This window comes from Providencia sp. PROV119, from assembly GCF_028482435.1.
Lineage (GTDB): Bacteria > Pseudomonadota > Gammaproteobacteria > Enterobacterales > Enterobacteriaceae > Providencia > Providencia stuartii.
The window spans coordinates 467,412-492,202 of the sequence record NZ_JAMPQL010000001.1 but is presented as its reverse complement, the minus strand read 5'-3'; the positions used below and the strand labels follow the sequence as shown (position 1 = coordinate 492,202).

Here is a 24,791-nt window from a genome sequence, read left to right as displayed (position 1 = left end):
CAATAAACAATAGTCATTATTGCTTATTCTTTATATGACTTAATTGATCAAAATAATATCTATATTCTGATTCAGGAGTATTAAACTAATAAATATTTGGCAGTGTAATTGGTAATTGAATAATAAAAGTGGGCTTATTTAAAGGGAAAAGCAAAAAGGTGCCCAAAATGGACACCTGACATATTTTAACTATAACATTTTAAGCAAGCACTTGACTTGCTCTGATGCTATTGATTAATTTTTCTCTGATTCCCAGTATAAATATTGCTCATATTTACGGAGCGCAATATTATAATTACTGAAAGCCGATTCAGTCATTTTATCGCTTAATTGCTCTTGGATTTTGCTTGTAGTGAACTCTTTCATTGAGAAGTTTGATGATGAGAGTAGTTCATCTAGGCGGCGCAAACGAACAACATATTCACGAACGGTACTATGGCTCATTTCAGTCTGTAAAAACAAATACTGCTTAAATGACATAATATCAAAGAAGTCAGTATTACTATTGCAATAAATTTCGCTGCAGAAACGACAAAGTGCAGTAAATTTATCCTGTAACTCAAGCCAAGTATTTTCATCGACCAACTCAGTCATCTCAGCAATAGCTTCTTTATTCAAGATACTATCGTTAAAAACGAGAGAGATACGATCCAATGTTTTATGACAATGTGCACAATGTGTTTGGCTGTGTTTAAAGTCTTTAATATAACGACTCAGAGGCCGTTTCTTAACAATAGAAGCAGACATGATGATAAAGCCCTGTGTGTAAGTCTAAAATTAAAATTGTAGCGTGACATGTCACGTTACATTCTGATTATGCCCATAGCATTATTATTATCCGCTATGTTGCATAGTGATACAGATATACCTATATCAAGCTATTTACTTTCACTTAAGGTAAGCATTCATACTAAAAAAACACCGTATGCACTACTTCCCTCTGTGAAATGCATTCTATCGCGTCTATCGCTCTTTGGCGAATTTCTGCGAAGACTAGAGTTTGGTACGAATTTGATTTAGCGTCAACCTATTAAACCAGTCTTTTATTGTCTTTGCATAAAATCAAAGCACGATGAAATTTTATAAGACGCTCACCATACCAACCACTAGGACAGAAACTTTACTGATATTCACCAGTGCATTCAATGGAAATTTAATTTAAAAATCAGTTCTATAGATAAATTGACGCTAAAATAGCAAAAGTGTGACGCAAATCACTTAGCATAACTAAAATTTAACTATTTATGCCGTAGTTGTTTATTTTTTAAATAGTCCATAAGCTACTATAAACACTAAGATGTAAATTATTTTTTACATTTATATGACAATTACACATATGAATTTATTTTCTGATTATATGCAAAATAGTTATAGTTTATAGCAAAAAAGTCTATTAGGTTTATAGAACTTACTTAATGTTCCTCCAGAAAACCAGTAACTTAATGATATACAGCAAGTATATTCCTCTACGTACTTACTCATAGAAAAGGATAGTGAGTTCATCGAACGATGAAAAAATCATCATAGAAAATCTCACGCCATCCACATTTTCTGTGGGTAAAACCCCCTTCAATCTGTGGATAACTTTCTTGGTAAGTGATGAAATGGCACTTTGCATTATCTGAATGAAAAACAAGCGACTCGCGGCAACTGTTCTAACGGCTCTCAATATCCAACAAGTGGATCAGGTACACATATCGTACTTTCAATAACACATTTTCATCGTTCTTATTCCAAGCCTTATTTAATGAATAACTCGTATTGTTTAGACTAAAAAACCAAATAGTAAATTTATAACGATAAAAATATTTATTTTTGATTAACTTATAAACGATTTGTCGAGTTATTTTTTAGGATTTGTCACGTTTGATATTGCAGCAATCTCTTATATACTCGATTTTGCTACTTCAATAACAAATAATTTTAAGGTTGATTATGAAAAAGTTAATTTTAGCTTGCGGTATGGGTTTAATGGCATTGACTATCACTGCTTGCTCTGAAGAAGAGAAAAAAGCAGAAGTAGTTGCAGGTGCAACTGAGACTTGTAACGCATATTTTGCTGAAGTGGATGGTTTAATCGCTAAAGCTTCTGAAGATCCACAAGCAAAAACTCAACTGGACTCAATGAAAGGCCAGCTGGAAGAAGGTAAAAAGCAAATTGCAGCATTACCTAAAGATCAGCAAGATAAAGCTTGCCAACAAGGTATTGATGCACTGAAACAAATGAAATCTGTATTAGGTCTGCAATAATCAGATATCTTTGAAAATATGGAGCCATTAATCCTTGGCTCCATCACTCATAGCGAATCTCTTCATATCTTCCAATCGATGACATCCACGAAACGTATTATTGTTTTTTGAAAGTAATTCCATCTCTATTTACCTACTATAAATTATACGGAAAAAACAGTCATTGTGTGGCTATTAGACGCTATTTTAGATAATACGAAACTAACCTATTAAGATTCATTTTAATCGTAATCTAAATAACCACGTAATGATTAGATTTAAGGTTCTTTTAAATAGAGATTATTCAAAAGGGGAAAATATGAAATTTTATCTAACATCCACACCCACTAAAGCCTACGAAAGTGATACCTTTTTAAGAAAAATTAACAGTAAAGATAAGTTTATTGTCACTGTAGAGTCTGATAATAATGAATTAAAAGTTACCCCTCAAATAGCACCTAAAATAAACTATATTAAAAACACCCCTTTTGAATTAAAGAAAACATTAGAATTTGATATTAATCATATTCATGATAGCGTGAATCATTCCATCTCAGCATCTTTCCAAGATACCCTATCGAGTTTGACACGAGGGAAGCTTCCGTTTTTTAATCAAAAAGAAAAATCGAAGATCTATGAAAAGATTGTTGATGAATTTATCTTGCAAGAACAAAAAACCTATGTTTGCTCAATTATTAACAAAGAAATAGATAAAATAAACAGTCAAATTTTAACAAAAAACCAAGCTAACGATAAAAAAGAAAATATTATTACTAAAGCGGATAAAGCCAAAATATTTTCACAGATAGAGCAGTCTCATGGCATATACCTTGGTGTCGACTTTGATACGCTAGCTCAACCCTCAATTAAGGGGGCCGTTATCTCTGTCAAAGAGCTAGAAAGCAAGCTACACACTCTCGCAAAAGAGTTCTCGGACGGAAATAGCCTAGTAAGAGGCCAAATTAAAGAACTATGTTTAAACACAATTAGTGATTATATTTTCTCACACTATTACCCGAATATCTCATTAAGCAAGATCAGAGAAGATACGGCAACCCTCATCAATAATATTGTTATCGAGAAGTCCAAGCAACAACCATTAATTTTTGTTTGATAAATAAAAAGCAGTAAAGTAATCTTATATCACTTTACTGCTTTATTATGCCCCTTATATTACAGCCAATTACCAAACCGTTTAATATAAAACTGTTTCATTAACTGAGCGACAATACAATAACTGACTAGAGTTAACACCAGCCAAGGGAAATATTCAATTGGTAATGGCTGTAATCCAATCATTTCACCAAATGGCGAGAATGGAATATATAAACCTAGTACCATAATAAACCCGGTGGTTAATAATACAGGTAATGCTGCTGTACTTTGGATAAATGGGATCTTTTGAGTCCGTAACATATGAACGACTAATGTTTGTGATAATAATCCCTCGACAAACCAGCCTGATTGGAATAATGCTTCATGAGCAACCGTATTGGCCTGAAATACATACCACATCAGTGCAAATGTAGTGATATCAAATATGGATGATGTTGGCCCAATCCAAACCATAAAACGGCCAATGTTTTTTGCATCCCATTTGCGGGGACGTTTTAAAAACTCTTTATCCATTTTATCCCAAGGTAAAGCCAACTGGGAAATATCATACAATAAATTTTGCACTAACAGGTGGATGGCTAGCATCGGCAAAAAAGGAATAAATGCACTTGCAATCAATACTGAGAAGACATTTCCAAAATTGGAACTCGCAGTCATATTCAAATATTTAATGATATTGCCGAACGTTTCCCTTCCTTTAATTACGCCCTGCTCAAGAACCATTAAATCCTTTTCTAGCAGAATAATATCAGCGGATTCTTTCGCAATATCGCTACCTGTATCAACAGAAATTCCGACATCCGCATCACGAAGTGCGGGCGCATCGTTAATGCCATCACCTAAAAAACCTACTGTATGGCCATTCGCCTGTAGTAATTTTAAAATTTTGGATTTTTGTAAAGGTGTTAATTTACAGAATACCGATACCTGCTCTACTTTTTGTTTTAACGCCTCATCGGTCATTGCCTCGACTTCAAGGCCAGTCATAATTTCACTAATACTTATCCCAACGTCACGGCAAATTTTTTCCGTAATGATGGCATTGTCACCTGTTAATACTTTTACGGTTACCCCATTGTCTCGCAATGCGGCAATTGCTGAAATTGCACTTTCTTTTGCAGGGTCGAGGAATGTCAAAAGACCACGTAATTCAAGCTGCTGCTCAGCTTGGGCTGAAAGAGGTAAACAAGCCTCATCTTCATTTAAGTGACGAGTTGCAAGTAATAAAACGCGAAAACCTTGACGATTATAGTCACTCACTAACTCACTGATTTGCTTCCTAGCTTGTGAATCTAATAAGAGCGATTGACCATTTTGCTGATAGCTTGTGCATACCGCTAGCATCTCTTCCGCCGCACCTTTGCATATCAACAGAGCCTCACCTTCCGCTGTTTTTACCGTGACAGAAAGTTTACGACGAATAAAATCAAACGGTAACTCATCGATTTTTTGATAAGCACGTAACTGTTCAATCTCCTGTTTCCCTCTTCCTCGGCGAATAATTGCCTGATCCATCATATTTTTCGTGCCGCTTTGATTAAAACTATTTAACCACGCGAGCTGAAGGATTTGGTTATCTTTCTGCCCTGCACTATCTAAATAATGCTCTAATATGATCTTATCTTGCGTTAACGTGCCTGTTTTATCTGTACAAAGGACATCCATTGCCCCAAAATTTTGAATCGCATTAAGCCTTTTAACAATCACCTTGTGTTTAGACATGGCGATCGCCCCTTTGGCTAAATTAGAGCTAACAATCATAGGCAGCATTTCAGGTGTGAGGCCGACTGCAACAGCAAGAGAGAATAGTGTCGCTTCAAACCAATCGCCTTTTGTAAAACCGTTAATCAACAAAACAATCGGAACCATCACCAACATAAAGCGAATAAGTAACCAACTCACACTACTGACTCCACGATCAAATGCAGTTTGTGCACGGGTTCCTACGATTGATTTTGCTAATGAGCCAAGGTAAGTTTTTGCCCCTGTGGCAACCACAATACCTCTTGCTGCCCCACTGGTAACATTGGTTCCCATTAAACAAATATTGGAAATCTCCAATAATTCATTTTCCGTTGGTGAAACCGTTTCAAGACTTTTAGCACTAACATCCCCCAAAGTGTCATATTTCTCTACAGGAATTGATTCCCCTGTTAATATGGCCTGACTGATAAAGAGGTCGCGAGACTCAACGAGTTTGAGATCTGCTGGAACCATATCCCCTGCCGATAACAGTACAATATCTCCCGGCACTAAACACTTTATTGGAATTTCTTTACGGACTGAGCGCCCTGTTTGGTTATCACGACGAAATACGGTTGCTGTCGTACGAACAAGTGACTTTAACGCCTCCGCGGCCTTATTAGTTCGATACTCCTGCCAAAATCGCAATAATCCGCTTAGCAAAACCATCGTGACAATAATAATCACGCCCGTTAAATCAGTCTCTTCACCGTGTCGCTCTGGGATCAGGTAATCGGTGAAAAAACTCACTACAGCCAACGTCATTAAAACAAAAATAAAGGGATTCTTAAATGAAGAGAGTAGCTGTTTCCATGCTGGAGGGGCCTTTTCATGAGCGACTTCATTTTCCCCCACAGAGACTAATCGGTCGAGTGCTTCATTCTCGGATAAACCAAGTAAATGAGTTTGATACGCATTCAGCACTTGCTCTACTGTTTTGTTTGCTTGTTCGCCAACAATAAATTTTTGGCGTCCAGTCACTTTGGCATTTTTGCCAGTTCTGTGTTGATGCCTGATTTCAGTCATAACGTTTATCTCTACTAGGCACTTTGCGTGCGGCTTAAAACGCTATCTAACTGAAAATAAATTATTTATTCATAGTTAGATAGCTCCTGTATTGGCTCCATGACGGAGGGTGATCGTCCATTGCGGCTCCTTTTGTTAATGATGATCTGGCATTCAGGCTGGCAGCTCTGATGCGACTTTCCAATTGATTGCGCTAACACTCTGTTCAAGACTGATCCGACACACTAGCGCTTCAATTTCTTTCTGTTCCGCTGGCGTCGCTAAAAACTCCGCGAGCACCTCTAACTGTTCAGGTTTCAATGTATCGGCACTGCTTAATGACTGTAGACGAATATTTAACCCATTGATGGCCTGTAAAATTAAAGTTCTCACTAAGATTTCGTCTTCTTGATGGCACATCACGCAGATCTTATAGCGCTGCGCTATATCAATCGCCTGCTGCTGTGGCTGTTTGTTAATACGTTGTGCTGCCTCTCGCAGTAAGATATTGGCGCACAAGATAAGCATGGTTGCCATGGTCGCTAAAGAATATTGGCCAAGTCCACATAACACACCAATCCCCGCTGAGCACCAAAGGGTTGCCGCCGTATTCAAACCACGGATATTCATTCCTTCACGCATAATGACACCAGCGCCAAGAAAACCGATCCCTGACACGACTTGTGCCGCAATTCGTCCGGGGCTATCAGGTGAAGTTGTCACTGAGCTTAAAATAAATACAGCCGCCCCAGTTGCAACTAAGGCATTAGTGCGTAGCCCTGCCATACGTTGACGCCATTGACGCTCAGCGCCGATTAATGCTCCTAGGCACATTGCAGAAACTAAATTGAAAATATCAGGAGTAAATAACATGATTGTTCCTCCAAAAATAATTTGGATATATCAGTCATATTTCAAGCCACAGTGTTTTTAACAATATTTATTCACCGCAGAGGCATCATTAGCTATACCTCTGGCAATGTATTCTCTTGCTGCTTCACTGCATCTCAAATTATTTTGGGTAGATGAAAATATGGAAAATAAATTCCATATAGCCTTAAAGTGAATAATAAAATAATTATTCAGACGTTATAGGCATATACCCGGAGGAAATAATGAATAGAAATAGAGCTTCATGATTTTTACTCACAAAATAACAATAAGCTATTGATAGCTCATCACTTTATATTAAGGAGTATCGCGTGCATTTACGCTCGATACTGCCCGCCATGGTGGCAAGCAGTTAAATAGAAAGGTAATTAATTACTTGCCAATAAATTTAGTGTTTGTGTTACAACTCTGACTGTCCAAGTAATTATCTCCTAAGAAAATTTGCAAGAAGTATAGATTGCGTCATTTATGAAGTAAAGCTTTAAAAAAATATTTAACAAATTTAACTTTCAATAGGGCTGACAAATACGCCTTCCCCCCCCTCTTTTTCGTTAAAAAACCAAATACCGCCCGGGTACTCTGGCAAGGAAACTAAATACATTGTACCTTCATTAAAAGGCTCAATTAACAATATCTTCCCTTCACGACGACTCTGTCCGTCTGTTTTAACATAAACACGATCATGAATTTTCATTGATGGCGGTCTCCAGTAAAAAAATCCTCTGAAGCCTAGTTTAGCGGGTATGAAAAAGCCCGTCATTAAAAATGACGGGCTTTAGAAAATCAGTTAAGCAATTAAGCTTAGATTGCAGTTACGTTAGCAGCTGCTGGGCCTTTCGCACCATTTTCAATGGTGAATTCAACTTGCTGGCCTTCTGCCAGAGTTTTGAAACCAGCGCCCTGAATGGCAGAGAAGTGAACGAAAACGTCTTTGCTACCATCAGCAGGAGTGATGAAACCGAAGCCTTTAGACTCGTTGAACCACTTAACTTGACCTTTCATTTTGTCGGACATTTGACTTTTCCTATATAACATCAAAAAAACTTGCCTTTTCGGCATATATGGGCCAGAGTCAACTATTTAATCAGGAAAAAACCAAGATGAAGCGTCACGGTCAAAGGCTATCTGGGATAACTTTCTTCTTTAGAACACAAACTCAGTAATCGTACATCAAATAGGACTGCTAAACAGGCCGAGACTCATTAACTCATGAGTTAAGGATAATAGCAACTATTTTATATAGATTACCCCTAAAAAAATGCTGTTTTTTAAGTTACGTCACTTTTCACGCGGTTAACCGAACAAATTTTTTCGCATTTTGTTGATAGATTAAAAGATTTATTGAACAAATATCCCATTTGTCAGTGAGATTATTCTTATACAGTGACAATTACACTCAAAATTTTTTACAACTGATATATAACAATTCAACTTACGCATGATACTCTTCAAGGTATAGATGCCTTTACAGAGAGCTATCACATTATGGATATCATCAAAAAAATACTTATTGAAGATTTAGACACCATCAATAAAAAAGAAAAACGCGATGGCAAACCTTACTTCAACAGTCAATTCATCGCAAATCATCCTTACCTGTGTATCGGTATGGTCGCGGCCTATATTCCATTAGCAATTTTGGTTTTATATGCCCCTTATTTTGGTCTGTATTGGATGCTAGGTTTTACCGCGCTATTTGTTATTTTAGCGGCTGTCTTATTATTTGATATTAAACCTGTTTACCGTTTTGAAGATATTGGTGTGCTCGACCTGCGTGTTTGTTATAATGGCGAGTGGTTTGTTACCGAGCAAGTTTCTGATGCATCAATTCAAAAGATACTTGATTCAAATGAAGTCAATCATGCAATTAAGCAAGAAATAACCCGTTTGCTAGAACTTAAAGGGATGCTTTCATTTTATGATATTTATCATATTGCCTATCCTGAGATCCCATCACAGGCAAAGGCCCCTTTAATGACTCAGAATAAAGCGCAATATCAATAAGCTAGTATGAAAATCAACCATAATGCACAGTCAGTAATCAAACAGATTATTTTTGTGTTTTTATCGTTGACAGTCTGAGGCGATACCGTTAATATTCGCCTCGTTCTCAGGAACACAACAATTCCTCCATAGTTCAGTCGGTAGAACGGCGGACTGTTAATCCGTATGTCGCTGGTTCAAGTCCAGCTGGAGGAGCCAAATTTTGAAAGCCCGCTTTATAGCGGGCTTTTGCTATTTAAGCAACCGCATTTTTTAAGAATGCATTACGCCAATGCTGAACCCCCTGCGCATTTCGCTGATATTGCCTTATCGGCGCTAGCACCACACTAAAAAAGGCAAAGTAGCCTTCGCACAATTGGTTACGTCCAAATTGATTCAAATGAGCCGGGCAACCGCCTTGGCAAACCATTTTAACCGAGCATTGTTGGCACTCTTTGCGTCGACTCTTATTTTGCCCAAAAGGCAACGAGATAGATGCCTCGACAAAATCACTAAATCCTTGCTGCCCATTAAATTGACCAAGATAGTGACTTTGATTTGCTTGATGATCGCAAGCGTAAATCTCGCCTTGAGTTTCCATCATCATATTCGTGCCACAGCGTTCTGAATGAACACAAGTACTGCTCACCTGAGTAAAGTATTGGCTATATACCTGTTCAATGTTCATCACAAAAACACGCCCGATATGCCCTGACGCTTGCCACTGTTGATACACTGAGCTTAAAAATAGCCCCCAATTATTCGCACTGAGCGTGAATCCTTGATGGATAGCATCCCCCTCCAGCATAAGGGGTTGAAATTGAATATAGCGAATACCAAGTTGTACAAAATGAAGGTAAATCTCTTTGCCTAAATGAGCGACACCATCGTGTACCACCGTCAATATATTGAATTCAATGTCAAACTGTTGCAGTAGTGCGATCCCTTTTATTACGGAGGCATAGCTGCCACTATTTCCCCTTCTATCATGACGGTATTGATCATGGATAGATTCGGGGCCATCAAGGCTCACGCCAATAACAAAATCATGTTGTTTCAAAAAACGGCACCAAGAAGGCGTTAATAACGTCGCATTCGTTTGCAACGTGTTAATAATACGCACTCCGTGAGGCGCATATTTTTGCTGTAACGCAATCGCGCGCTTATAAAAATCTAACCCCGCTAATAACGGCTCTCCACCTTGCCAGACAAAATTGATCTCTTTGGTGTAAGCCGGCTGGGCAGCTATATAATTTTTAATAAATGGCTCCAACATGGCTTTGAGCATTGGCGCCGCTTTCTGCTCATTATGCTGGGGGTAATAACAATAATCACACTTTAAATTACATCCCGAACCAACAGGCTTTAATAAAATATGAAAAGGAATTGCTGATTTTAATGATTTCCCCTGCAATCTGGGAGGATCATAAAAAGAAATTTTCATATTAACCTCCCATCATTTCACCTTTGCAGGCTCAATACGCTTATTTGTCTTCGGATCTATGCCGATATAGTTCCCTGTAGACTCATCGACACCGATGTAATCGATAGCCTCTCCTTTCGCTTCAATAATCATGCCGGTCTTGGCAAATTGTTCGTATTTCTTTTGCAGCTTTTGCACAATTTCAGGGTGTTTTGCCGCTAAATCACGGGTTTCAAGTGGATCTTCTTTTAAATTGAAAAGTTGCCAAGGAGCCATTTCTGCTTTTGGAGAGGCTTTCACTAAACGCCTTAATTTCCAATCGCCTTCGACTAACGCCGCTTGATTATGTAATTCGACACCAAATAGCTGCCGTGGATTAACAGTCGATTTGCCAAGGAAATGGGATTTAAAGCTCGTACCTAACATCGGTAATGGATGGATATTTTTGATCTGCTTATTAGCATCAATACCAGCAAATTCATATAGCGTTGGGGCAATATCGTAAACCGCCATCGGTGTTTTATCTATACTCCCCGCCTTACCAATACCCGGCCCAGTGATAATTAAATCGGTATTGATCCCCCCTTGAGCACTGGTCGTTTTATGGTAATTGGCATAAGGTGCATTACTGACATTCGCCCATTGAGGCCCCACAGAGACAAACGAATTCTTACGCCCAAGATTTTCATAGCTATTATCAAACTGTTTCCAATATTCAGGGTCTGACTCATAATAAAAACCGGATGCAGGGTTTGCACCATTATCTGTCGCAAAAATAATAATCGTATTTTTATCTCTCCCCGTCTCTTTTAGCGTATTAATAACGCCACCAATCTGATCGTCCATATAGGCAATCATTGCAGCATATACTTGCATCGTTTTAGCTGCATAGCGCTTTTCTTCAGGGGTTAATTGTTCCCATTCCTTATCCAAATTTAATTTCGGCATCGGTGTTTTATCGTTAATAATCCCTAATTCTTTCAAGCGATTTATTCTTTGCCGATAAATTTTGCCAAATCCTTCGTCATATTTTCCGTCAAATTTACGGATCCAGTCATCAGGCGCTTGGATAGGATCATGAGGTGCGGTGAAAGCGAGGTAAGCAAATATTGGTTGATCACTCGGAGTCTGTTTAATCCACTGTTCCAATTGCTGCGCATAGTTTTTACTTGAATAAAAATCGCTCGGCAACGAAACTTTCTCGCCATTTAACGTATAATACGTATGGAAACTTTCAACCGTTCCAAGCGGTTTAGCATCATCAAAATGACTGGTTCCTCCTCCCATAAAAGCAAATGCTTGATTAAAACCTCGGTCTGTTGGCCTCGCACCTTTGGTATAACCTAAATGCCATTTGCCTGACATCAACGTGTTATAACCCGCATCTTGGAAGCGTTCAGCCATGGTTACCACTCTATCCGTTAAGCGTAATTCATAACCTGGCTTGCCGACCGTATTTTCATACCACCACATCCCTCCCATTCCCGCTTGTTGGTTTGTGGCTCCAGTCATTAACATTGAGCGTGCAGGAGCAGACATCGGCGAAGTGTAATACTGGCTCATCCTGACACCTTGCTCAGCCATTTTTTGCAAATTTGGTGTTGGGATTTCCCCTCCAAAAGGGCTAATGTCCGAATACCCCATATCGTCGGCAATGATGATCAGAACATTAGGCCTATCATCGACTTCCCCCAATGCCACACCCGACATCACGGAACTTAATGCAATTGCTAGCAGTGTTTTTTTCATCACATCACCATATTGTTAATTTATTGTATCATTAACGTTAAATATAGTTTTGCTTTATGACTATCGTTCTTAGGTATGATATCTACAGGTAATGTTTTTCGCCGACATAACCACCGCATTGCTCACTTAGCAATCACTTGGCATTTTTTTTCATATTTATACTTTACAAGCATGAACAGGATGGGTAATATGCGCCTCGTTCTCAGGAACGCAGCAATTCCTCCATAGTTCAGTCGGTAGAACGGCGGACTGTTAATCCGTATGTCGCTGGTTCAAGTCCAGCTGGAGGAGCCAAATTTTGAAAGCCCGCTTTTTAGCGGGCTTTTTCGTTATGCAGACTTGTTCTAACATTATTTGAATAAATCGCGTTCGTTAGCTAATAACTCTTTATTTCCCTTCTCTATGGTTTGCCTAAAACGTTATGAGAGATCTAAGAAATCAATAATGGTCAAGTGCTTTTTATTCATTTCTAACACTCGATTTTGTAAATATTGCTGAGTGATTTCATAACGGTCATTGTTAGCATATTTCACATAAACCATTCTTAGTAAAAAATAGAGCACAAAAAGTGCCAAGTTGAGCCCTAAGAATAACAACAGAATATGTAGATTAGCTATAAGCTCAGGAGCAAGGGAAAAAGAAAAAGGCATTAGTGAGAATGTCATAGTGAAACCAAAGAGAATGGCGAATTTTAATGAAAACATTACGCTATATCTTTTGAAGAAAAAAAATATATTGAAGTAAATAGGTAAGCTGATTGACTCGTATTATTAATGAGACCAATCACCGCTTTTTTCTCATCATGGATAATCTCAACATCATCCCCTTTTGCAACAATAAATGGCGCTTGGCTCCTCATAAAGATACTATTTTCCTTTCTTCGTTCATGAGTACCACAATAGTAAATATTGCCCTTACTGTGAATATAATGGTAATTATTGGATACATCAATTTCTACCCTTTTATCAGCAACATAGTTACTTATATGTACATTCTTATTAGTAGTTTCCTTTTCCTCAACTTCAAAATGACTAACATGCAAACCTAATTTTTTTATACGATTAATATTTATATCAGGATTACTTTCTATATAATAATGCTCAGTGAAACTCAATTTATTAATTATCTTTCTTAACAGAAAAAACATATAGAAATAGGCTTTTTTATTGAATATTCCAGTTTCACTTTGTCCCTTTTCTTTTTGTAAATTTAGAATCGCCGAATTAAAAGGAGAACATAACATTATCCACAATCCTTTTACCCCATAAATCAAACCTATGTAAACAATTGCCATCAGAATAAATGCTATTCCTGATAGGAATATATCTGCTTTTATAATCATTATCAGGATCGCCATGATAATTAGCACAAAAAAATTAAAGAGAAATACAAAATCTCCCTCTCCTCGCTCGTAATCAGTCGTCAATTCACATCCATTTTCAGCGATTAACCAATATAACCAATAATCACCACTATCGAGTTGACTAACACAAACCTTTAATTTTTCATTTTTTTTGATACTGTCTAATTTGGGAAGTATTTGGGGAAATTGAGAGCTATAACAATATAAAACCTTATTTGATGCTATGATCCTTATAATGTCATCACCACAAATTTGTTGAATATCATATCGGTCAAACTGTACCTCAATGACCGTAGTATCCTTTGGCACATGCTCCTCCTTGTTCTATTCCATTTTTAGTTTTATCGTACGTTAAGATAACGTGCCTACTATTATTAAATCAGTTATCCATACTAAAATATGCAAACCAAGCCACAAAAATAGCAATGACCATTCATCGCAAATACCACAATTATAGCGATCAGTTTATTTTTAGCACCTGTCAGATCCCTTATTCGATGAAAGTTACAGCAATTCGATCACATAACAAGCAATCGAACTTTTATTGCTGTTTCTTCTTTGACTTTTAGAATCAGTAACGCTAATATTCCTCTCGCTTTAAGGCGTTCCTCCATAGTTCAGTCGGTAGAACGGCGGACTGTTAATCCGTATGTCGCTGGTTCGAGTCCAGCTGGAGGAGCCAATCTCTTCTTATTTAATTCATCTTAATTCACCCAACCTTATCTTAAATTTATATTTGTTCTGTCCTATAATCAAACCATTCTTTTTCAAGATAATTGTGAATTAACATAGCTATTTTATCGTTTTCGTTTTATCATTCTGCTCCGGCTTGAGCATTTCGCTCATTACTCTATTTACCCTTTACGGAGCCGGTTTCATGACAACTGCAACAACTTTAACGATCCGCCGCCCAGATGATTGGCATGTTCATTTTCGCGATGGTGATATGCTAAAAACTGTTGTGCCTTATACCAGTCAATTCTTCGGTCGCGCCATTGTCATGCCAAATCTCGTTCCCCCTGTCACGACAATAGAGATGGCTAAAGCATATCGTGAACGTATTATTCAAGCAGTTCCTGAAGGTGATCGCTTTACGCCATTAATGACGTGTTATTTAACTGACACCACGAATGCTGATGAACTAATACGCGGCTTTCATGAAGGGGTATTTACTGCTTGTAAACTGTACCCTGCCAATGCAACAACCAATTCAAGCCACGGAGTCTCTGATATAAAAAATATCTACTCTGTACTTGAGGCAATGGAGCAAGCAGGAATGCCATTATTGATCCATGGGGAAGTCACATCCAGTCAGATTGATATCTTTGATCGCGAAGCTCGTTTTATTGAGCAAGTCATGGAACCTCTTAGAAAAACATTCCCTAAATTAAAGGTGGTTTTCGAGCACATCACCACTAAAGAAGCTGCCCAATATGTACTAGGGGGCGATGACTATCTAGCAGCTACATTAACACCACAACATTTAATGTTTAATCGCAATCACATGTTAGTTGGCGGTGTGCGCCCACATTTGTACTGCCTGCCTATTCTAAAACGCAATGTTCACCAAGAAGCATTGCGTGCAGCCGTTGCTTCAGGCAGTGATCGTTTCTTCTTAGGAACGGATACAGCACCTCATGTTCAACATCGTAAAGAGTCCTCCTGTGGCTGCGCTGGGGTTTTTAATGCTCCAACAGCACTTGCAGCTTATGCAACAGTTTTTGAAGAACTCGGCGCACTTGCTCATTTTGAAGCCTTCTGCTCATTAAATGGCCCTAAGTTCTATAATTTACCTGTTAATGATGGCTTTATTCAGTTAACTAAAGAAGAAAATATAACCACCTCATCCATTGAGTGCGGCCATGATGCACTGATCCCTTTCCTTGCAGGTGAGGATGCTCGCTGGTCTGTACGCGTTGTTGACTAGTCATATCGACGGGAAGCTCATCACTTCCCGTTAGTCCTTTTCCCTTTTTTGTCACTTTTTTGCATAATCTGTCATTTGGATGCAAAAAAAAGCGTATTTTTCTTTTCAATTGGCAAAATCCCCTTATACTGATTGATACTCGTTATGAGTTTTTCGCTCTTAGTCAGTTATCGATATATATTTATCACGCAGTATGATTAGGAGGTGTTTATGAATAGAAAAAATGAAGTGATTCAGACTCACCCTGTTGTTGGCTGGGACATCAGTACTGTTGATGCCTATGATGCAATGATGTTGCGTTTGCATTATCTCCCAGAAAAAAGTGAAAACAGTGAGAACGCCATTGTTGATAAAACAATGTGGTTAACAACCGATGTAGCCAGACAACTTATTGATATTCTACAAGCCGGTATTGATAAAATAGAGTCCGGTGATTATGTAGAGCCTGACTTTAAAACGCACTAGTGAAAATAATGGATATTTGGTAATAACCAAATATCCATTAACACCATCAATAATTCATATCTTTTTAGTATATTAAATTTTTATACTTCTAATAATTAATATTCATAATATAAAAATAATAATAGTTATTTTTATATTAATTGCAAAAACAAACTAAATTAATTATTTTTTATCACTAGTTTATTGACTTTAATATCCATTCCAATTTATTGTAATCCTCTTTCGAACAAGGATGTTCCTTATGAGAATACTCATTATTGATGAATGTTATTATACTCGAATTGGTATTACTGAATACTTATCTTCAAATAAAAAACTTGAGTTTATTAGTGTAGGATGTATTGATGAAGCTATTCATTGTATTAACAATAGTAAACCCAATATCATACTCGTGAATTTAACTTATTATTGTCACCATTCCAATTACTGTTTAACTTTAAAAAAGCTATTAAGCACATCAAATGAGATTAGATTCTATATCTACATTAATGCCCCTTATCCAATATCTGATAAGCCACTATTACTTAAAGATAATTATTTTATTATGTCTAAGAAAATCATTATCCCTACGTTAGATAAAGTGATCAATGATGCGGAACAAATAGAAAAAACAATAAGGCTAACTAATAATTCAAACTCATCAATATTTACACTAAAAGAACAATGCATTATTAATAGTTGGATGAATGAAACACCGAATCATATTATTTCAAAAAAACTGGGGATCAGTAATAGCACCGTTTATTCACAAAAAAGACATATTGTCACCAAAGTCTATGTTAAAAATCGTATTGAGCTATTTTTTATTTATAATATTTTTAAATATCTCTATTAAAAAAAGCCCTTAATCGGGCTTTTTTATGAGTGACTAATTATCGTTATTTAATAGGCCATCACTTAAGCGATGACGTGATTTATTAAATATTTTATTGCTGACTTCACGCCCTGCTCGACGTGCGCGTTGCACTTCTTCTGGCAGTTTCATCTCCTCAGTACAGGCAACACTACAGCAGCCTTCATATTTTTCTGCGCATGAAGGGCACTGAATAAATAATAAATGACAGCCATCATTACGGCAGTTCGTATGCGTGTCACAAGGTTCACCACATTGATGGCAGTGAGCCAATACTTCATCAGTAATGCGCTCCCCCATGCGGTTATCAAACACAAAGTTTTTCCCTTTAAAACGTAACGGTAAACCTTGCTCTTTGGCTTTACGCGCATATTCAATAATACCGCCTTCAACGTGGTATACGTTCTTAAAGCCATTATGCAGCATGTAAGCACTCGCTTTTTCGCAGCGGATCCCACCTGTACAATACATGACTATATTTTTATCTTTTTGTTCCTGTAGCATATCTACAGCCATTGGCAGCTGATCTCTGAAAGTATCAGAAGGCACTTCAATCGCGTTTTCAAAATGACCAACCTCGTATTCATAGTGGTTACGCATATCTACAAATACGGTATTCGGGTCATCAATCATCTCATTCACTTCATGTGCTTTAAGATATTGCCCTGTCTTTGAGGCATCAAATGAATCGTCAGTAATCCCATCCGCAACCACACGATCACGGACTTTCATGCGTAAGACCCAGAAAGATTTACCATCATCATCAATAGCGATGTTAAGACGTAAATTATTCAGTTCAGGGCTAGTGCTATAAATCAGTTCGCGCAACGCTTCGACATTTGATGAAGGCACGCTGATTTGAGCGTTGATACCCTCTTTAGCGATATACACACGACCAAACACATTAAGTGCTTTGAACTTCACATACCACTCGTTGCGAAATTCTACTGGGTCGTGGATGTTGAAATATTTATAAAACGAAATTGTGGTACGTGGCTCAGTCTCCGCCAACATACGCTCTTTAAGAATTTTATTTGAAATTTGATTATGTAACACTGGCATGGTGTTCTTTAAACCCTTATAACTCATTGAGATTAATTTAATAAAATGTACCAGTGTCCACATAGTGCCCACACTAGCCATTATGACTATTATCGCTGTTATTTTGTGAATAAAAAACCCTGAATGTTAAAAGGTTTTATATTGAATATTACAATGCCCTCTCGATAGTAAGTTGCACCATAAATTTATTTCACATTGAAATTAAGTTATGTTATAACATTTTTCGCCTATTTGACTTACTCGTTGAAATGTACCGCTTATGAAATTCAATGTGTTATTCCTCAGTTTGTGTTTAGTCTTTTCTTTCAAGAGTTTTGCTCACCCCCATAGCTTTATCGATATGCAGGTCATACCCGAAATCAACCAACAGCAAGTTATCGGCCTGACATTCACGTGGAAGATGGATCCAATGACCTCCGCGGATATTGCTTATGAGTTAAAAAATAGCCAAGAAGATGACATTCAATGGAAAACGCAAGCGGCAACATTAATGGCAAATATTCTTGCCCAAGACTATTTCACCGACTTTTATTCACAAGGTAAAAAAATAGCTTTTCAAGCGATACCAAGCCACTACCGCTTACAACGTGAAGGGCTACAGCTTATTTTTTCATTTACTGCGCGATTAAAACAACCCGTGCCGATAAAAGGATTGGATATCGAGTTTATGACTTATGACCCGACATTTTTTGTCAGCATGACCTATCCCAATCAACAGGCGGTTATTCTATCTAACACGCTAGACTCCCAATGTAAAATGACGCTCAACGAGCCTAATGTCACTGATGAGTTACGCTTTTATGCCTACTCGCTCGATATCAATCAAACACCTGAAGATGACACCACATTAGGGCTGCAATTTGCTCAAAAGGTGAAGATTGCATGCCAGTAATTCAACATAATAAGCCCAAGCACCTAAACTTAATCATCATTGGTGTAGTTTTCATCGCTCTCTGCGCCGCCGGCGCTTATCTCTACCAAAATTGGTCAGTTTGGTTACAAACCAGTGTTGCTTGGCAGCGCCAGCTCAATCTTTTACTCTCGGAATTACTGCAATCGACTCAGCGCGACCCATTACAAGCAGGTAGCTTGCTAGTCGCTGTCAGCTTTTTATATGGGCTCCTTCATGCACTAGGCCCAGGTCATGGTAAGCTGATCATTAGCACCTATATCGCCACCCACCCAACACGTTTAAAACAAAGTGTTATCCTTAGTCTACTCGCTTCTTTATTACAAGGTGCCGTAGCGATTGTGTTAGTTTCAGCTGTATTAGTGGTTTTCCAGCTCTCTACTCACCACTTGAATATGGTTAGCTTATACAGCGAAAAACTCAGTTATGGTTTCGTTGTTTTGCTGGGTGCCTTATGTTGCTACAAAGCATTTCATCAATGGCGAAAAGCCAGAAATAAACGGACAGCATCAGTCTTACATATCCAGCGCCTTTTGCCGTTAAATTCAACCTCAATATCCGCTATCAAGCCACCGCCTAAAATGGCTCCTCTTTGCCAGTGTGGTCACCAACATGTTGTCTCAAGTCAGCAGTTACAAGCCTCTTTACGCACCCAAGCCATTTTGGTGCTATCTATGGGGCTGCGACCTTGCTCCGGTGCATTATTGGTATTGCTTTTTTCTTATGTGATTGGGGTGTATACGTGGGGGATCTTCGCTGCACTAGCCATGGCAATGGGAACCGCATTCACCATCAGCCTTATTGCTTTGTTTGTCTATTTTATGCGTCATCACGCAATGCGGCTGACCAAAACTCAGGGGATCTCTTTTTCGCCTTACTGCCGCGCGCTCCTTTATTTGTGTACAGGGTTAATTTTTATTCTGTTAGGTGTCTTGATGTATCAAAGTTTGATGCTCACTGAAACAGCGTCACCTTTGCTATCGCCACGAATACGCTGATCAAAAGACGAAAAAAAGGAGGGCTCCCCCTCCTAGGCATCTGCCGAAGTTACGATGAGGTAGCCACATCGTAAAGCGCAATGTCAACTGTCTAAACTTATGGTGACCAGCGCAAAGTGCGCTGGTCTGTTATTACTTTTAACCGATTAATTCAATTCGAGCCGGTAAGCCTTGTCTCACTGAGGCACCGGATACCCAATCTAACCAAGTATTCGCCACTTCACGCGTCGGGTCGGCAAAACCTAAATCATTTAGGTTAATGCCTGAACCATTCGCAGCGTTCATTGGCATTGGCTCACCATCAAGGTAATGCTGTTTAGCCCCCATTTCTTTATGACCATAACCATGTTCGATGGCTAAAACCCCTGGCATAACACCGTCTAACACACTGATTTGTGCTTCAACATGACCACCTGGCGTAGTTATCTTGACCCAATCTCCATGCTTAACCCCCATTTTTTGGGCATCATCAGGGTGAATAGCCACAAGATTGGTAGGTTTCACATGGCGTAAACGTTCAATCATTGTCGTTGAGCTACTCATGACATGGGATTTAAATGACATAAGCTTTAACGGCCATTCTGTTGGTGGGAAAACCTTATTCACATCTTCCCCATTCGCTAAACGAGGCGGATAGTAAGTTGGACAACCACTATAGCGCTCCCCCGTAATCGCATGACGGTTCACCGCCACCGTTGGGTTCCAAATCTGCAACCCTTTCTTCCACTGAGGCCCTGTTGCATCACCATCCCACGCTTTTTCATAAGGCGCAAAACGACCACCGCGAGTATAGATATAGGCAACACGACGGATCTCTTCCGGTTTGAGTGTTTTTTCCATTGCAGGCAAAATCCGTTCCACACCACTGATTTGGATGTCTTCATTTGCTGCTTCTGGCACTGGTTTTTCACCTAACCATGCCATATTTGCAGCGACACGTAGGTAATAATCTTCAGCACAATTAAGTGGATATTTATTTCCATCCATATCTTCAATCACGTTGTCACCAAACCCAGGAAGGTCGAGCGCTTTCGCCACTGCGATACAAAATGCTTCCATTGAAATAGGCTGACCGTCGGCCGTTTTCGCGGTACGTGCTCCAACAATTGGCCAGCGAGCAGTACTGGCTTTCACTTGAACCCCCGACCAAGCCCCACTAAAGCCCCAACTTTCAAAGTTATGGGTATCCGGCACAATATAATCCGCCAGCGCTGTTGTCTCATTCATAAAGGCGTCAATACCAATGATAAGTGGAAGATGTTTTGGGTCTTTCAGCTTTTCTTCCATCACCTGACGAATGCCTGCAATACCGTAAACAGGGTTAGTCATGTTGGTGATCCATGCCTTAAGTGGATACGGATATCCCATCAATGCTGATGCTAATTGTTCAGTTAACTGACCTTTGGCAAACGGATACCATGGTGCTTTTGCAGGATAAGGATTTTCACCAGCAGCAACGCGAGCCTTGAATTCATCTGATTTTTCATAGGATTCGTTACTACGGGATAACACAACACCTTTTGGTTTCACTTTGCCAGCGTAGCTCGTTATCTTGTAACGAGGACCATCGCTTTCACCGTTGAATTTACCACCACCTACTGATACCCCACCTTTCAAATTCAGGTTACCAATAAGCGCATTCAGCATAATGACCGACCACGCGGTATAGAATCCATTACCCCCCATCATACCGCCATGCGAGATCACCGCAGCTTTACGATCATAAGAGGTTAATGCACGCCCCAGTGACTCAATGGTTTTAACTGGGACTTGGCAGCGTTCACTATACTCTTCCAACGTCATGCGCTCAGCCGCTTCTTTCAAACATTGGAAACTAGATTTAACCGTGACTTCGCTACCATCGTGCAATGTCACCTGACGCGTGACAAACAGCTCTGCCTGCGTCACATCATCTGCGGGTTTTAGCTCACCTGACGCATCCTGAACCAAATATGCTTTTTTGCTGTCATCATCTTCCGCCATCTGACCATTAAGATGTGAAGCGATCAATAATTGCCCTGCTAATGGATGCTCGTCATCAGTGATCACTAAATGAGTAGAGTTGGTCCAGCTCTTTTCGCCAACTGCTTTCATCGATTTTTCGCTTGGTACGCGCAAATATGCGGCATTGTAACGCTCATTTTCGATGATCCAACGGATCATTCCCATGACTAATGCCGCATCCGTTCCCGGCTGCACAGGAACCCAATGCCCATGATCATTCGCCAGAGTCGTTGTAAGTGGCAATGCAGGGGCAACCACAACATAGTTAAAATTGTCACGTAAACGTGCAGATGCCAGTTGGCGACCTTGGCGTTTAAATGGGTTACCCGACTGTGCTGGCGATGTTCCAATAAATAGCGCAAAACGAACATTATCCCAATCCGGTTTGACGTGCGCATTTTTATCCAGATCATCCATTAGTGCCCCAGAGCCAGCACGGTATGCCAGACCACAATAGGAGCCATGGGCACCAAAGTTTTTACTGCCAAAAGCATTTTGGGCAAAGCGGCGTATAAAACCATCACGACCATCATCCCCCGCGTTAGTCATCAGCAGTTGGTTGGCTTTGGGGCCTAATTTAGGTTGTGATGGATCGAGAGGCGTTTCAAGGTCACGGATCGCCCGTAAGCCATCAACATGCCCTTCACCAAATAAATCGCCCCCTTCAACCACTTCTTTGATTAATTGTTCAAAACTGATACGTTCCCATTTACCTTCACCACGTTTACCAACACGTTTCATCGGCTCTAGGATACGCAATGGGCTAGTTAACCCTTCCATTAAGGTTGCACCGCGAGCACACGCCGTGGAGCGATGTTCTAACCCACTTTCGCCGCCCATTTTATTAAACGCCGTTTTCAGTGGCATACCATACGGGAAATGTTTTTCGTGAGACAGAGGGTGATATGGATTCCCCGCAATACGTAGCACTTCGTTTTTTGCCGTATCGACACGAGCACGGATCCCACATTGAGTCCAGCATCCAAAACATTGGGTCATCGCAATAACTTGGCTAGGATACTCTTTCCAACCACCGTTAGCTTGCCCCTCTGGGCGCAATGAGTTGCCATGAATACGATCTAATGTGACTTTACCGGAAGTGCCATTGGCGAGGCCATCAACTGCACGCTTAGCCACATCACGGTAACCTGCACCAAATAGTGCTAAACCACCGACAACTAAACCACCTTTGAGCCACTGACGTCTTGAGAATTTAGCCATGTTGCACTCTCCTAGCAAACCAACGAACACCTTCACGAATAATAATAATCAGAGCGATCCACAAACCAAACGTACCAAGTAGAGCTAACAGTCCGTCCGTTCCCATCGGGAAGTGATATGGATTAACTAACACGTTATATTTTGGCACCGCTTGAACTTCCATTAGGAAAACCCAGCGCAAGCTCCACGTTAGCCCCATCGCCACTAATGCCGCTACTGTGATATAAACCATTGAGCGTGTAGCCTTTAATGTCATGATTGACATTGCCAATGCCACAACCCACAGTGCGCATATCCCCATGAGCATCCACCAGCCAGGGCTTGCGACCTCTAGTTGATGACGAACAGCAATACCCGAAACAGTGTCACCCGATAACCACAATGCAAAGCAGACAGCTAACAGAAGCAAGCTAATTGCCTGAAGACGTGCTAAGCGCTGCTGATATTGAGATTCACGACGAGCCCCCAAGCTAATTAACGCAGGAACCGCTTGCATTGCACTAAAGAACAGCAGTACAGGGATCCACCAGCTAAACCAAATAGGTCGTGCGATCAGCACCGAGGCTTCACGACCGGTATATAACAATAAACCTACCGCAGACAGCGCTGACAGTAAGGCCACCCAACGTGTTGCTTTAAATTCTTTTTTCCAAATTAATTTCACCAACAATGCAACAAAGTAGAGGCCGCTAAAAGTGGTAAACAATGGCAGTAAAACTGAGCCCCACCACATCCATGACCAAATAGTTGGATGAGCATAGAAGTGCCAAACACGCGCCGTTTGGTGTAAGTCGGCGGTCAGCGCTAATGGAGCCGTGATCCCCATCGTTATCGTGATAAAGACGGCAATCATCTCTAATCGGCTATTTTCACTCTTACCTTGCCAGTGCAAGTAACAAGCATAAAGTGTCGCGCAAGCCGCGATATCGATAAAAAAGAAGTATTGAACGGCCCAAGGCAACCAGAAAAACTCTTGTGGCTGTGCCATAATTTCCGAAATATAGGTCACTTGTTCGCTCATCAGAATACCTCCTGCCATAATGCGGGTTGCCCTTTACCGGCTAGCGGTTCAACAAAAGCATCATCCAAGCCTAAATAAAACACTTGAGGTAATGTGCCACTTTCCGGTTTCAGCACTTTAATTTCGGCTTTATGTTCTTCGAGCATTTTCCGGATCGTACTGTTTGGATCTCTTAAATCACCAATAATTCGCGCGCCACCAACACAGGACTCAACGCAGGCTGGTAGTAAGCCGACTTCAAGACGATGCGCACAAAATGTACATTTATCTGCGGTTTGGGTCGTATGGTTGATAAAACGCGCATCATATGGGCAAGCTTGTACACAATAAGCACAACCAACACAGCGCTCATTATCAATAACCACAATTCCGTCTTCCCGTTGAAACGTGGCTTGTACTGGGCAAACGGGCACACAAGGCGGGTTATCACAGTGGTTACACAAACGTGGTAATAGGACGTTTGCCACGCCCTCCTGCCCTTTTAAAGAAACTTGATATTGGTTAACCGTCGTACGAAACTGACCTTGCGGTGTCTGATTTTCAACAGAACAACTAACGGTACAGGATTGACAGCCGATACAACGGCGTAAGTCAATCAGCATGCCATAACGTTTTTCAGGGTTACCTTCGCGGCGAGTTGGGGAGAAATTGAGTCCAGCTTCGGCAATCGGTATTAACGATGCCCCCGCGGTGACTGCCCCTAATTGTTGTAGAAATTTTCGTTTACTCAGATCCATAATTGGCTCCAGTAGGACATTGCTAATGCAAAAATAGATGGTAAATATTAGTATGCTTTTGGTTTTACAGGCTTTATTTACCGTTACCTCA

At 39.8% G+C, this 24,791-nt stretch carries 21 protein-coding genes and 3 tRNA genes; 11 read left to right on the top strand and 13 right to left on the bottom strand.

The genetic code is table 11. From position 1 onward, the window contains the following. Positions 1-234 precede the first annotated feature (234 nt). Positions 235-747, bottom strand: coding sequence for a flagella biosynthesis regulatory protein FliZ (fliZ, locus tag PSF11_RS02230; protein WP_004918523.1), 513 nt, complete (start codon positions 745-747; stop codon positions 235-237). A 1,188-nt stretch (positions 748-1,935) separates the two neighbouring features. Here fliZ and PSF11_RS02225 point away from each other — a divergent pair. Both PSF11_RS02225 and PSF11_RS02220 read left to right on the top strand, forming a co-directional pair. After that, positions 1,936-2,250, top strand: a complete 315-nt coding sequence (locus tag PSF11_RS02225) for a DUF5339 domain-containing protein (protein WP_004918520.1) — start codon at positions 1,936-1,938, stop codon at positions 2,248-2,250. Between the two features lie 298 nt (positions 2,251-2,548). After that, a complete protein-coding gene (locus PSF11_RS02220) occupies positions 2,549-3,343 on the top strand; it encodes a hypothetical protein (protein ID WP_225829582.1) in 795 nt (264 codons plus the stop codon). A 59-nt stretch (positions 3,344-3,402) separates the two neighbouring features. Here the strand turns inward: PSF11_RS02220 and mgtA are convergent, their stop codons facing one another. From mgtA to cspE, 4 genes are all read right to left on the bottom strand, one after another. Next, on the bottom strand, positions 3,403-6,114 hold the full coding sequence (gene mgtA, locus PSF11_RS02215) for a magnesium-translocating P-type ATPase (protein WP_053110766.1): 2,712 nt from the start codon (positions 6,112-6,114) through the stop codon (positions 3,403-3,405). A gap of 153 nt (positions 6,115-6,267) precedes the next feature. Next, entirely contained in the window at positions 6,268-6,966 is a 699-nt protein-coding gene (locus tag PSF11_RS02210; RefSeq protein ID WP_072502160.1) for an MgtC family protein, read from the bottom strand. A gap of 520 nt (positions 6,967-7,486) precedes the next feature. Continuing rightward, positions 7,487-7,678: a protein DsrB gene (dsrB, locus tag PSF11_RS02205; RefSeq protein WP_004918512.1), complete on the bottom strand. Its 192-nt coding sequence runs from the start codon at positions 7,676-7,678 to the stop codon at positions 7,487-7,489. A gap of 107 nt (positions 7,679-7,785) precedes the next feature. Then, a complete protein-coding gene (cspE, locus tag PSF11_RS02200; RefSeq protein ID WP_008911725.1) occupies positions 7,786-7,998 on the bottom strand; it encodes a transcription antiterminator/RNA stability regulator CspE in 213 nt (70 codons plus the stop codon). 471 nt (positions 7,999-8,469) lie between these two features. Between cspE and PSF11_RS02195 the strand changes: the two genes are divergently transcribed. Together PSF11_RS02195 and PSF11_RS02190 are read left to right on the top strand one after the other, a co-directional pair. Further along, the gene (locus tag PSF11_RS02195; RefSeq protein WP_004918510.1) at positions 8,470-8,988 is read left to right on the top strand and encodes a YlaC family protein; all 519 of its coding nucleotides are present in this window, start codon (positions 8,470-8,472) and stop codon (positions 8,986-8,988) included. A 122-nt stretch (positions 8,989-9,110) separates the two neighbouring features. Further along, a tRNA-Asn gene (locus PSF11_RS02190) sits at positions 9,111-9,186 on the top strand. Positions 9,187-9,223: 37 nt separating this feature from the next. Here the strand turns inward: PSF11_RS02190 and PSF11_RS02185 are convergent. Together PSF11_RS02185 and PSF11_RS02180 are read right to left on the bottom strand one after the other, a co-directional pair. Then, positions 9,224-10,411, bottom strand: a complete 1,188-nt coding sequence (locus tag PSF11_RS02185; RefSeq protein ID WP_072502159.1) for an anaerobic sulfatase maturase — start codon at positions 10,409-10,411, stop codon at positions 9,224-9,226. Between the two features lie 12 nt (positions 10,412-10,423). Continuing rightward, the gene (locus PSF11_RS02180; RefSeq protein ID WP_004918507.1) at positions 10,424-12,139 is read right to left on the bottom strand and encodes an arylsulfatase; all 1,716 of its coding nucleotides are present in this window, start codon (positions 12,137-12,139) and stop codon (positions 10,424-10,426) included. 218 nt (positions 12,140-12,357) lie between these two features. Here PSF11_RS02180 and PSF11_RS02175 point away from each other — a divergent pair. Continuing rightward, positions 12,358-12,433: transfer RNA gene (locus PSF11_RS02175), tRNA-Asn, on the top strand. 125 nt (positions 12,434-12,558) lie between these two features. Here the strand turns inward: PSF11_RS02175 and PSF11_RS02170 are convergent. After that, positions 12,559-12,843 (bottom strand): hypothetical protein, encoded by a 285-nt coding sequence (locus tag PSF11_RS02170; protein WP_004918506.1) that lies wholly within the window; start codon positions 12,841-12,843, stop codon positions 12,559-12,561. Continuing rightward, positions 12,843-13,811 carry a hypothetical protein gene (locus PSF11_RS02165; RefSeq protein ID WP_225829584.1) on the bottom strand — a complete coding sequence of 323 codons (969 nt, stop codon included), beginning with the start codon at positions 13,809-13,811 and terminating at the stop codon, positions 12,843-12,845. The genes PSF11_RS02170 and PSF11_RS02165 overlap by 1 nt, the downstream gene beginning before the upstream one ends. A gap of 297 nt (positions 13,812-14,108) precedes the next feature. Here PSF11_RS02165 and PSF11_RS02160 point away from each other — a divergent pair. The 4 genes from PSF11_RS02160 (at position 14,109) to PSF11_RS02145 (ending at position 16,729) form a co-directional block, all read left to right on the top strand. Then, positions 14,109-14,184, top strand: a tRNA-Asn gene (locus tag PSF11_RS02160). 195 nt (positions 14,185-14,379) lie between these two features. Further along, on the top strand, positions 14,380-15,429 hold the full coding sequence (gene pyrC, locus PSF11_RS02155; RefSeq protein WP_004918504.1) for a dihydroorotase: 1,050 nt from the start codon (positions 14,380-14,382) through the stop codon (positions 15,427-15,429). 210 nt (positions 15,430-15,639) lie between these two features. Beyond that, positions 15,640-15,894, top strand: a complete 255-nt coding sequence (bssS, locus tag PSF11_RS02150; protein WP_004918503.1) for a biofilm formation regulator BssS — start codon at positions 15,640-15,642, stop codon at positions 15,892-15,894. 241 nt (positions 15,895-16,135) lie between these two features. Beyond that, a complete protein-coding gene (locus PSF11_RS02145) occupies positions 16,136-16,729 on the top strand; it encodes a LuxR C-terminal-related transcriptional regulator (protein WP_014658016.1) in 594 nt (197 codons plus the stop codon). A gap of 33 nt (positions 16,730-16,762) precedes the next feature. Here the strand turns inward: PSF11_RS02145 and trhO are convergent, their stop codons facing one another. Further along, complete coding sequence (gene trhO / locus PSF11_RS02140; RefSeq protein WP_014658015.1) at positions 16,763-17,809, bottom strand: oxygen-dependent tRNA uridine(34) hydroxylase TrhO; 1,047 nt, start codon at positions 17,807-17,809, stop codon at positions 16,763-16,765. 259 nt (positions 17,810-18,068) lie between these two features. Here trhO and PSF11_RS02135 point away from each other — a divergent pair, with 259 nt between their 5' ends. Both PSF11_RS02135 and PSF11_RS02130 read left to right on the top strand, forming a co-directional pair. Beyond that, the gene (locus PSF11_RS02135) at positions 18,069-18,701 is read left to right on the top strand and encodes a DUF1007 family protein (protein WP_060561359.1); all 633 of its coding nucleotides are present in this window, start codon (positions 18,069-18,071) and stop codon (positions 18,699-18,701) included. After that, complete coding sequence (locus PSF11_RS02130; protein WP_105874261.1) at positions 18,692-19,717, top strand: nickel/cobalt transporter; 1,026 nt, start codon at positions 18,692-18,694, stop codon at positions 19,715-19,717. Before PSF11_RS02135 ends, PSF11_RS02130 begins: the two co-directional genes overlap by 10 nt. A gap of 138 nt (positions 19,718-19,855) precedes the next feature. Here PSF11_RS02130 and ttrA read toward each other — a convergent pair whose 3' ends face one another. The 3 genes from ttrA to ttrB are packed head-to-tail and all read right to left on the bottom strand — an operon-like array spanning position 19,856 to position 24,700. After that, complete coding sequence (ttrA, locus tag PSF11_RS02125; protein WP_072502158.1) at positions 19,856-22,942, bottom strand: tetrathionate reductase subunit TtrA; 3,087 nt, start codon at positions 22,940-22,942, stop codon at positions 19,856-19,858. Further along, complete coding sequence (gene ttrC / locus PSF11_RS02120) at positions 22,935-23,963, bottom strand: tetrathionate reductase subunit TtrC (RefSeq protein WP_272682732.1); 1,029 nt, start codon at positions 23,961-23,963, stop codon at positions 22,935-22,937. The genes ttrA and ttrC overlap by 8 nt, the downstream gene beginning before the upstream one ends. Then, a complete protein-coding gene (gene ttrB, locus PSF11_RS02115; RefSeq protein WP_004918495.1) occupies positions 23,963-24,700 on the bottom strand; it encodes a tetrathionate reductase subunit TtrB in 738 nt (245 codons plus the stop codon). Before ttrB ends, ttrC begins: the two co-directional genes overlap by 1 nt. Positions 24,701-24,791 lie beyond the last annotated feature (91 nt).

Bases quoted from the DNA above. Each gene is read 5' to 3' on its own strand.
- dsrB (WP_004918512.1), bottom strand. From the start codon at position 7,678: ATGAAAATTCATGATCGTGTTTATGTTAAAACAGACGGACAGAGTCGT.
- PSF11_RS02210 (WP_072502160.1), bottom strand. From the start codon at position 6,966: ATGTTATTTACTCCTGATATTTTCAATTTAGTTTCTGCAATGTGCCTA.
- PSF11_RS02170 (WP_004918506.1), bottom strand. From the start codon at position 12,843: ATGTTTTCATTAAAATTCGCCATTCTCTTTGGTTTCACTATGACATTC.
- PSF11_RS02130 (WP_105874261.1), top strand. From the start codon at position 18,692: ATGCCAGTAATTCAACATAATAAGCCCAAGCACCTAAACTTAATCATC.
- bssS (WP_004918503.1), top strand. From the start codon at position 15,640: ATGAATAGAAAAAATGAAGTGATTCAGACTCACCCTGTTGTTGGCTGG.
- PSF11_RS02145 (WP_014658016.1), top strand. From the start codon at position 16,136: ATGAGAATACTCATTATTGATGAATGTTATTATACTCGAATTGGTATT.
- PSF11_RS02180 (WP_004918507.1), bottom strand. From the start codon at position 12,139: ATGAAAAAAACACTGCTAGCAATTGCATTAAGTTCCGTGATGTCGGGT.
- PSF11_RS02185 (WP_072502159.1), bottom strand. From the start codon at position 10,411: ATGAAAATTTCTTTTTATGATCCTCCCAGATTGCAGGGGAAATCATTA.
- PSF11_RS02225 (WP_004918520.1), top strand. From the start codon at position 1,936: ATGAAAAAGTTAATTTTAGCTTGCGGTATGGGTTTAATGGCATTGACT.
- trhO (WP_014658015.1), bottom strand. From the start codon at position 17,809: ATGCCAGTGTTACATAATCAAATTTCAAATAAAATTCTTAAAGAGCGT.
- mgtA (WP_053110766.1), bottom strand. From the start codon at position 6,114: ATGACTGAAATCAGGCATCAACACAGAACTGGCAAAAATGCCAAAGTG.
- PSF11_RS02195 (WP_004918510.1), top strand. From the start codon at position 8,470: ATGGATATCATCAAAAAAATACTTATTGAAGATTTAGACACCATCAAT.
- pyrC (WP_004918504.1), top strand. From the start codon at position 14,380: ATGACAACTGCAACAACTTTAACGATCCGCCGCCCAGATGATTGGCAT.
- PSF11_RS02220 (WP_225829582.1), top strand. From the start codon at position 2,549: ATGAAATTTTATCTAACATCCACACCCACTAAAGCCTACGAAAGTGAT.
- PSF11_RS02135 (WP_060561359.1), top strand. From the start codon at position 18,069: ATGAAATTCAATGTGTTATTCCTCAGTTTGTGTTTAGTCTTTTCTTTC.
- ttrB (WP_004918495.1), bottom strand. From the start codon at position 24,700: ATGGATCTGAGTAAACGAAAATTTCTACAACAATTAGGGGCAGTCACC.
- fliZ (WP_004918523.1), bottom strand. From the start codon at position 747: ATGTCTGCTTCTATTGTTAAGAAACGGCCTCTGAGTCGTTATATTAAA.
- ttrC (WP_272682732.1), bottom strand. From the start codon at position 23,963: ATGAGCGAACAAGTGACCTATATTTCGGAAATTATGGCACAGCCACAA.
- cspE (WP_008911725.1), bottom strand. From the start codon at position 7,998: ATGTCCGACAAAATGAAAGGTCAAGTTAAGTGGTTCAACGAGTCTAAA.
- ttrA (WP_072502158.1), bottom strand. From the start codon at position 22,942: ATGGCTAAATTCTCAAGACGTCAGTGGCTCAAAGGTGGTTTAGTTGTC.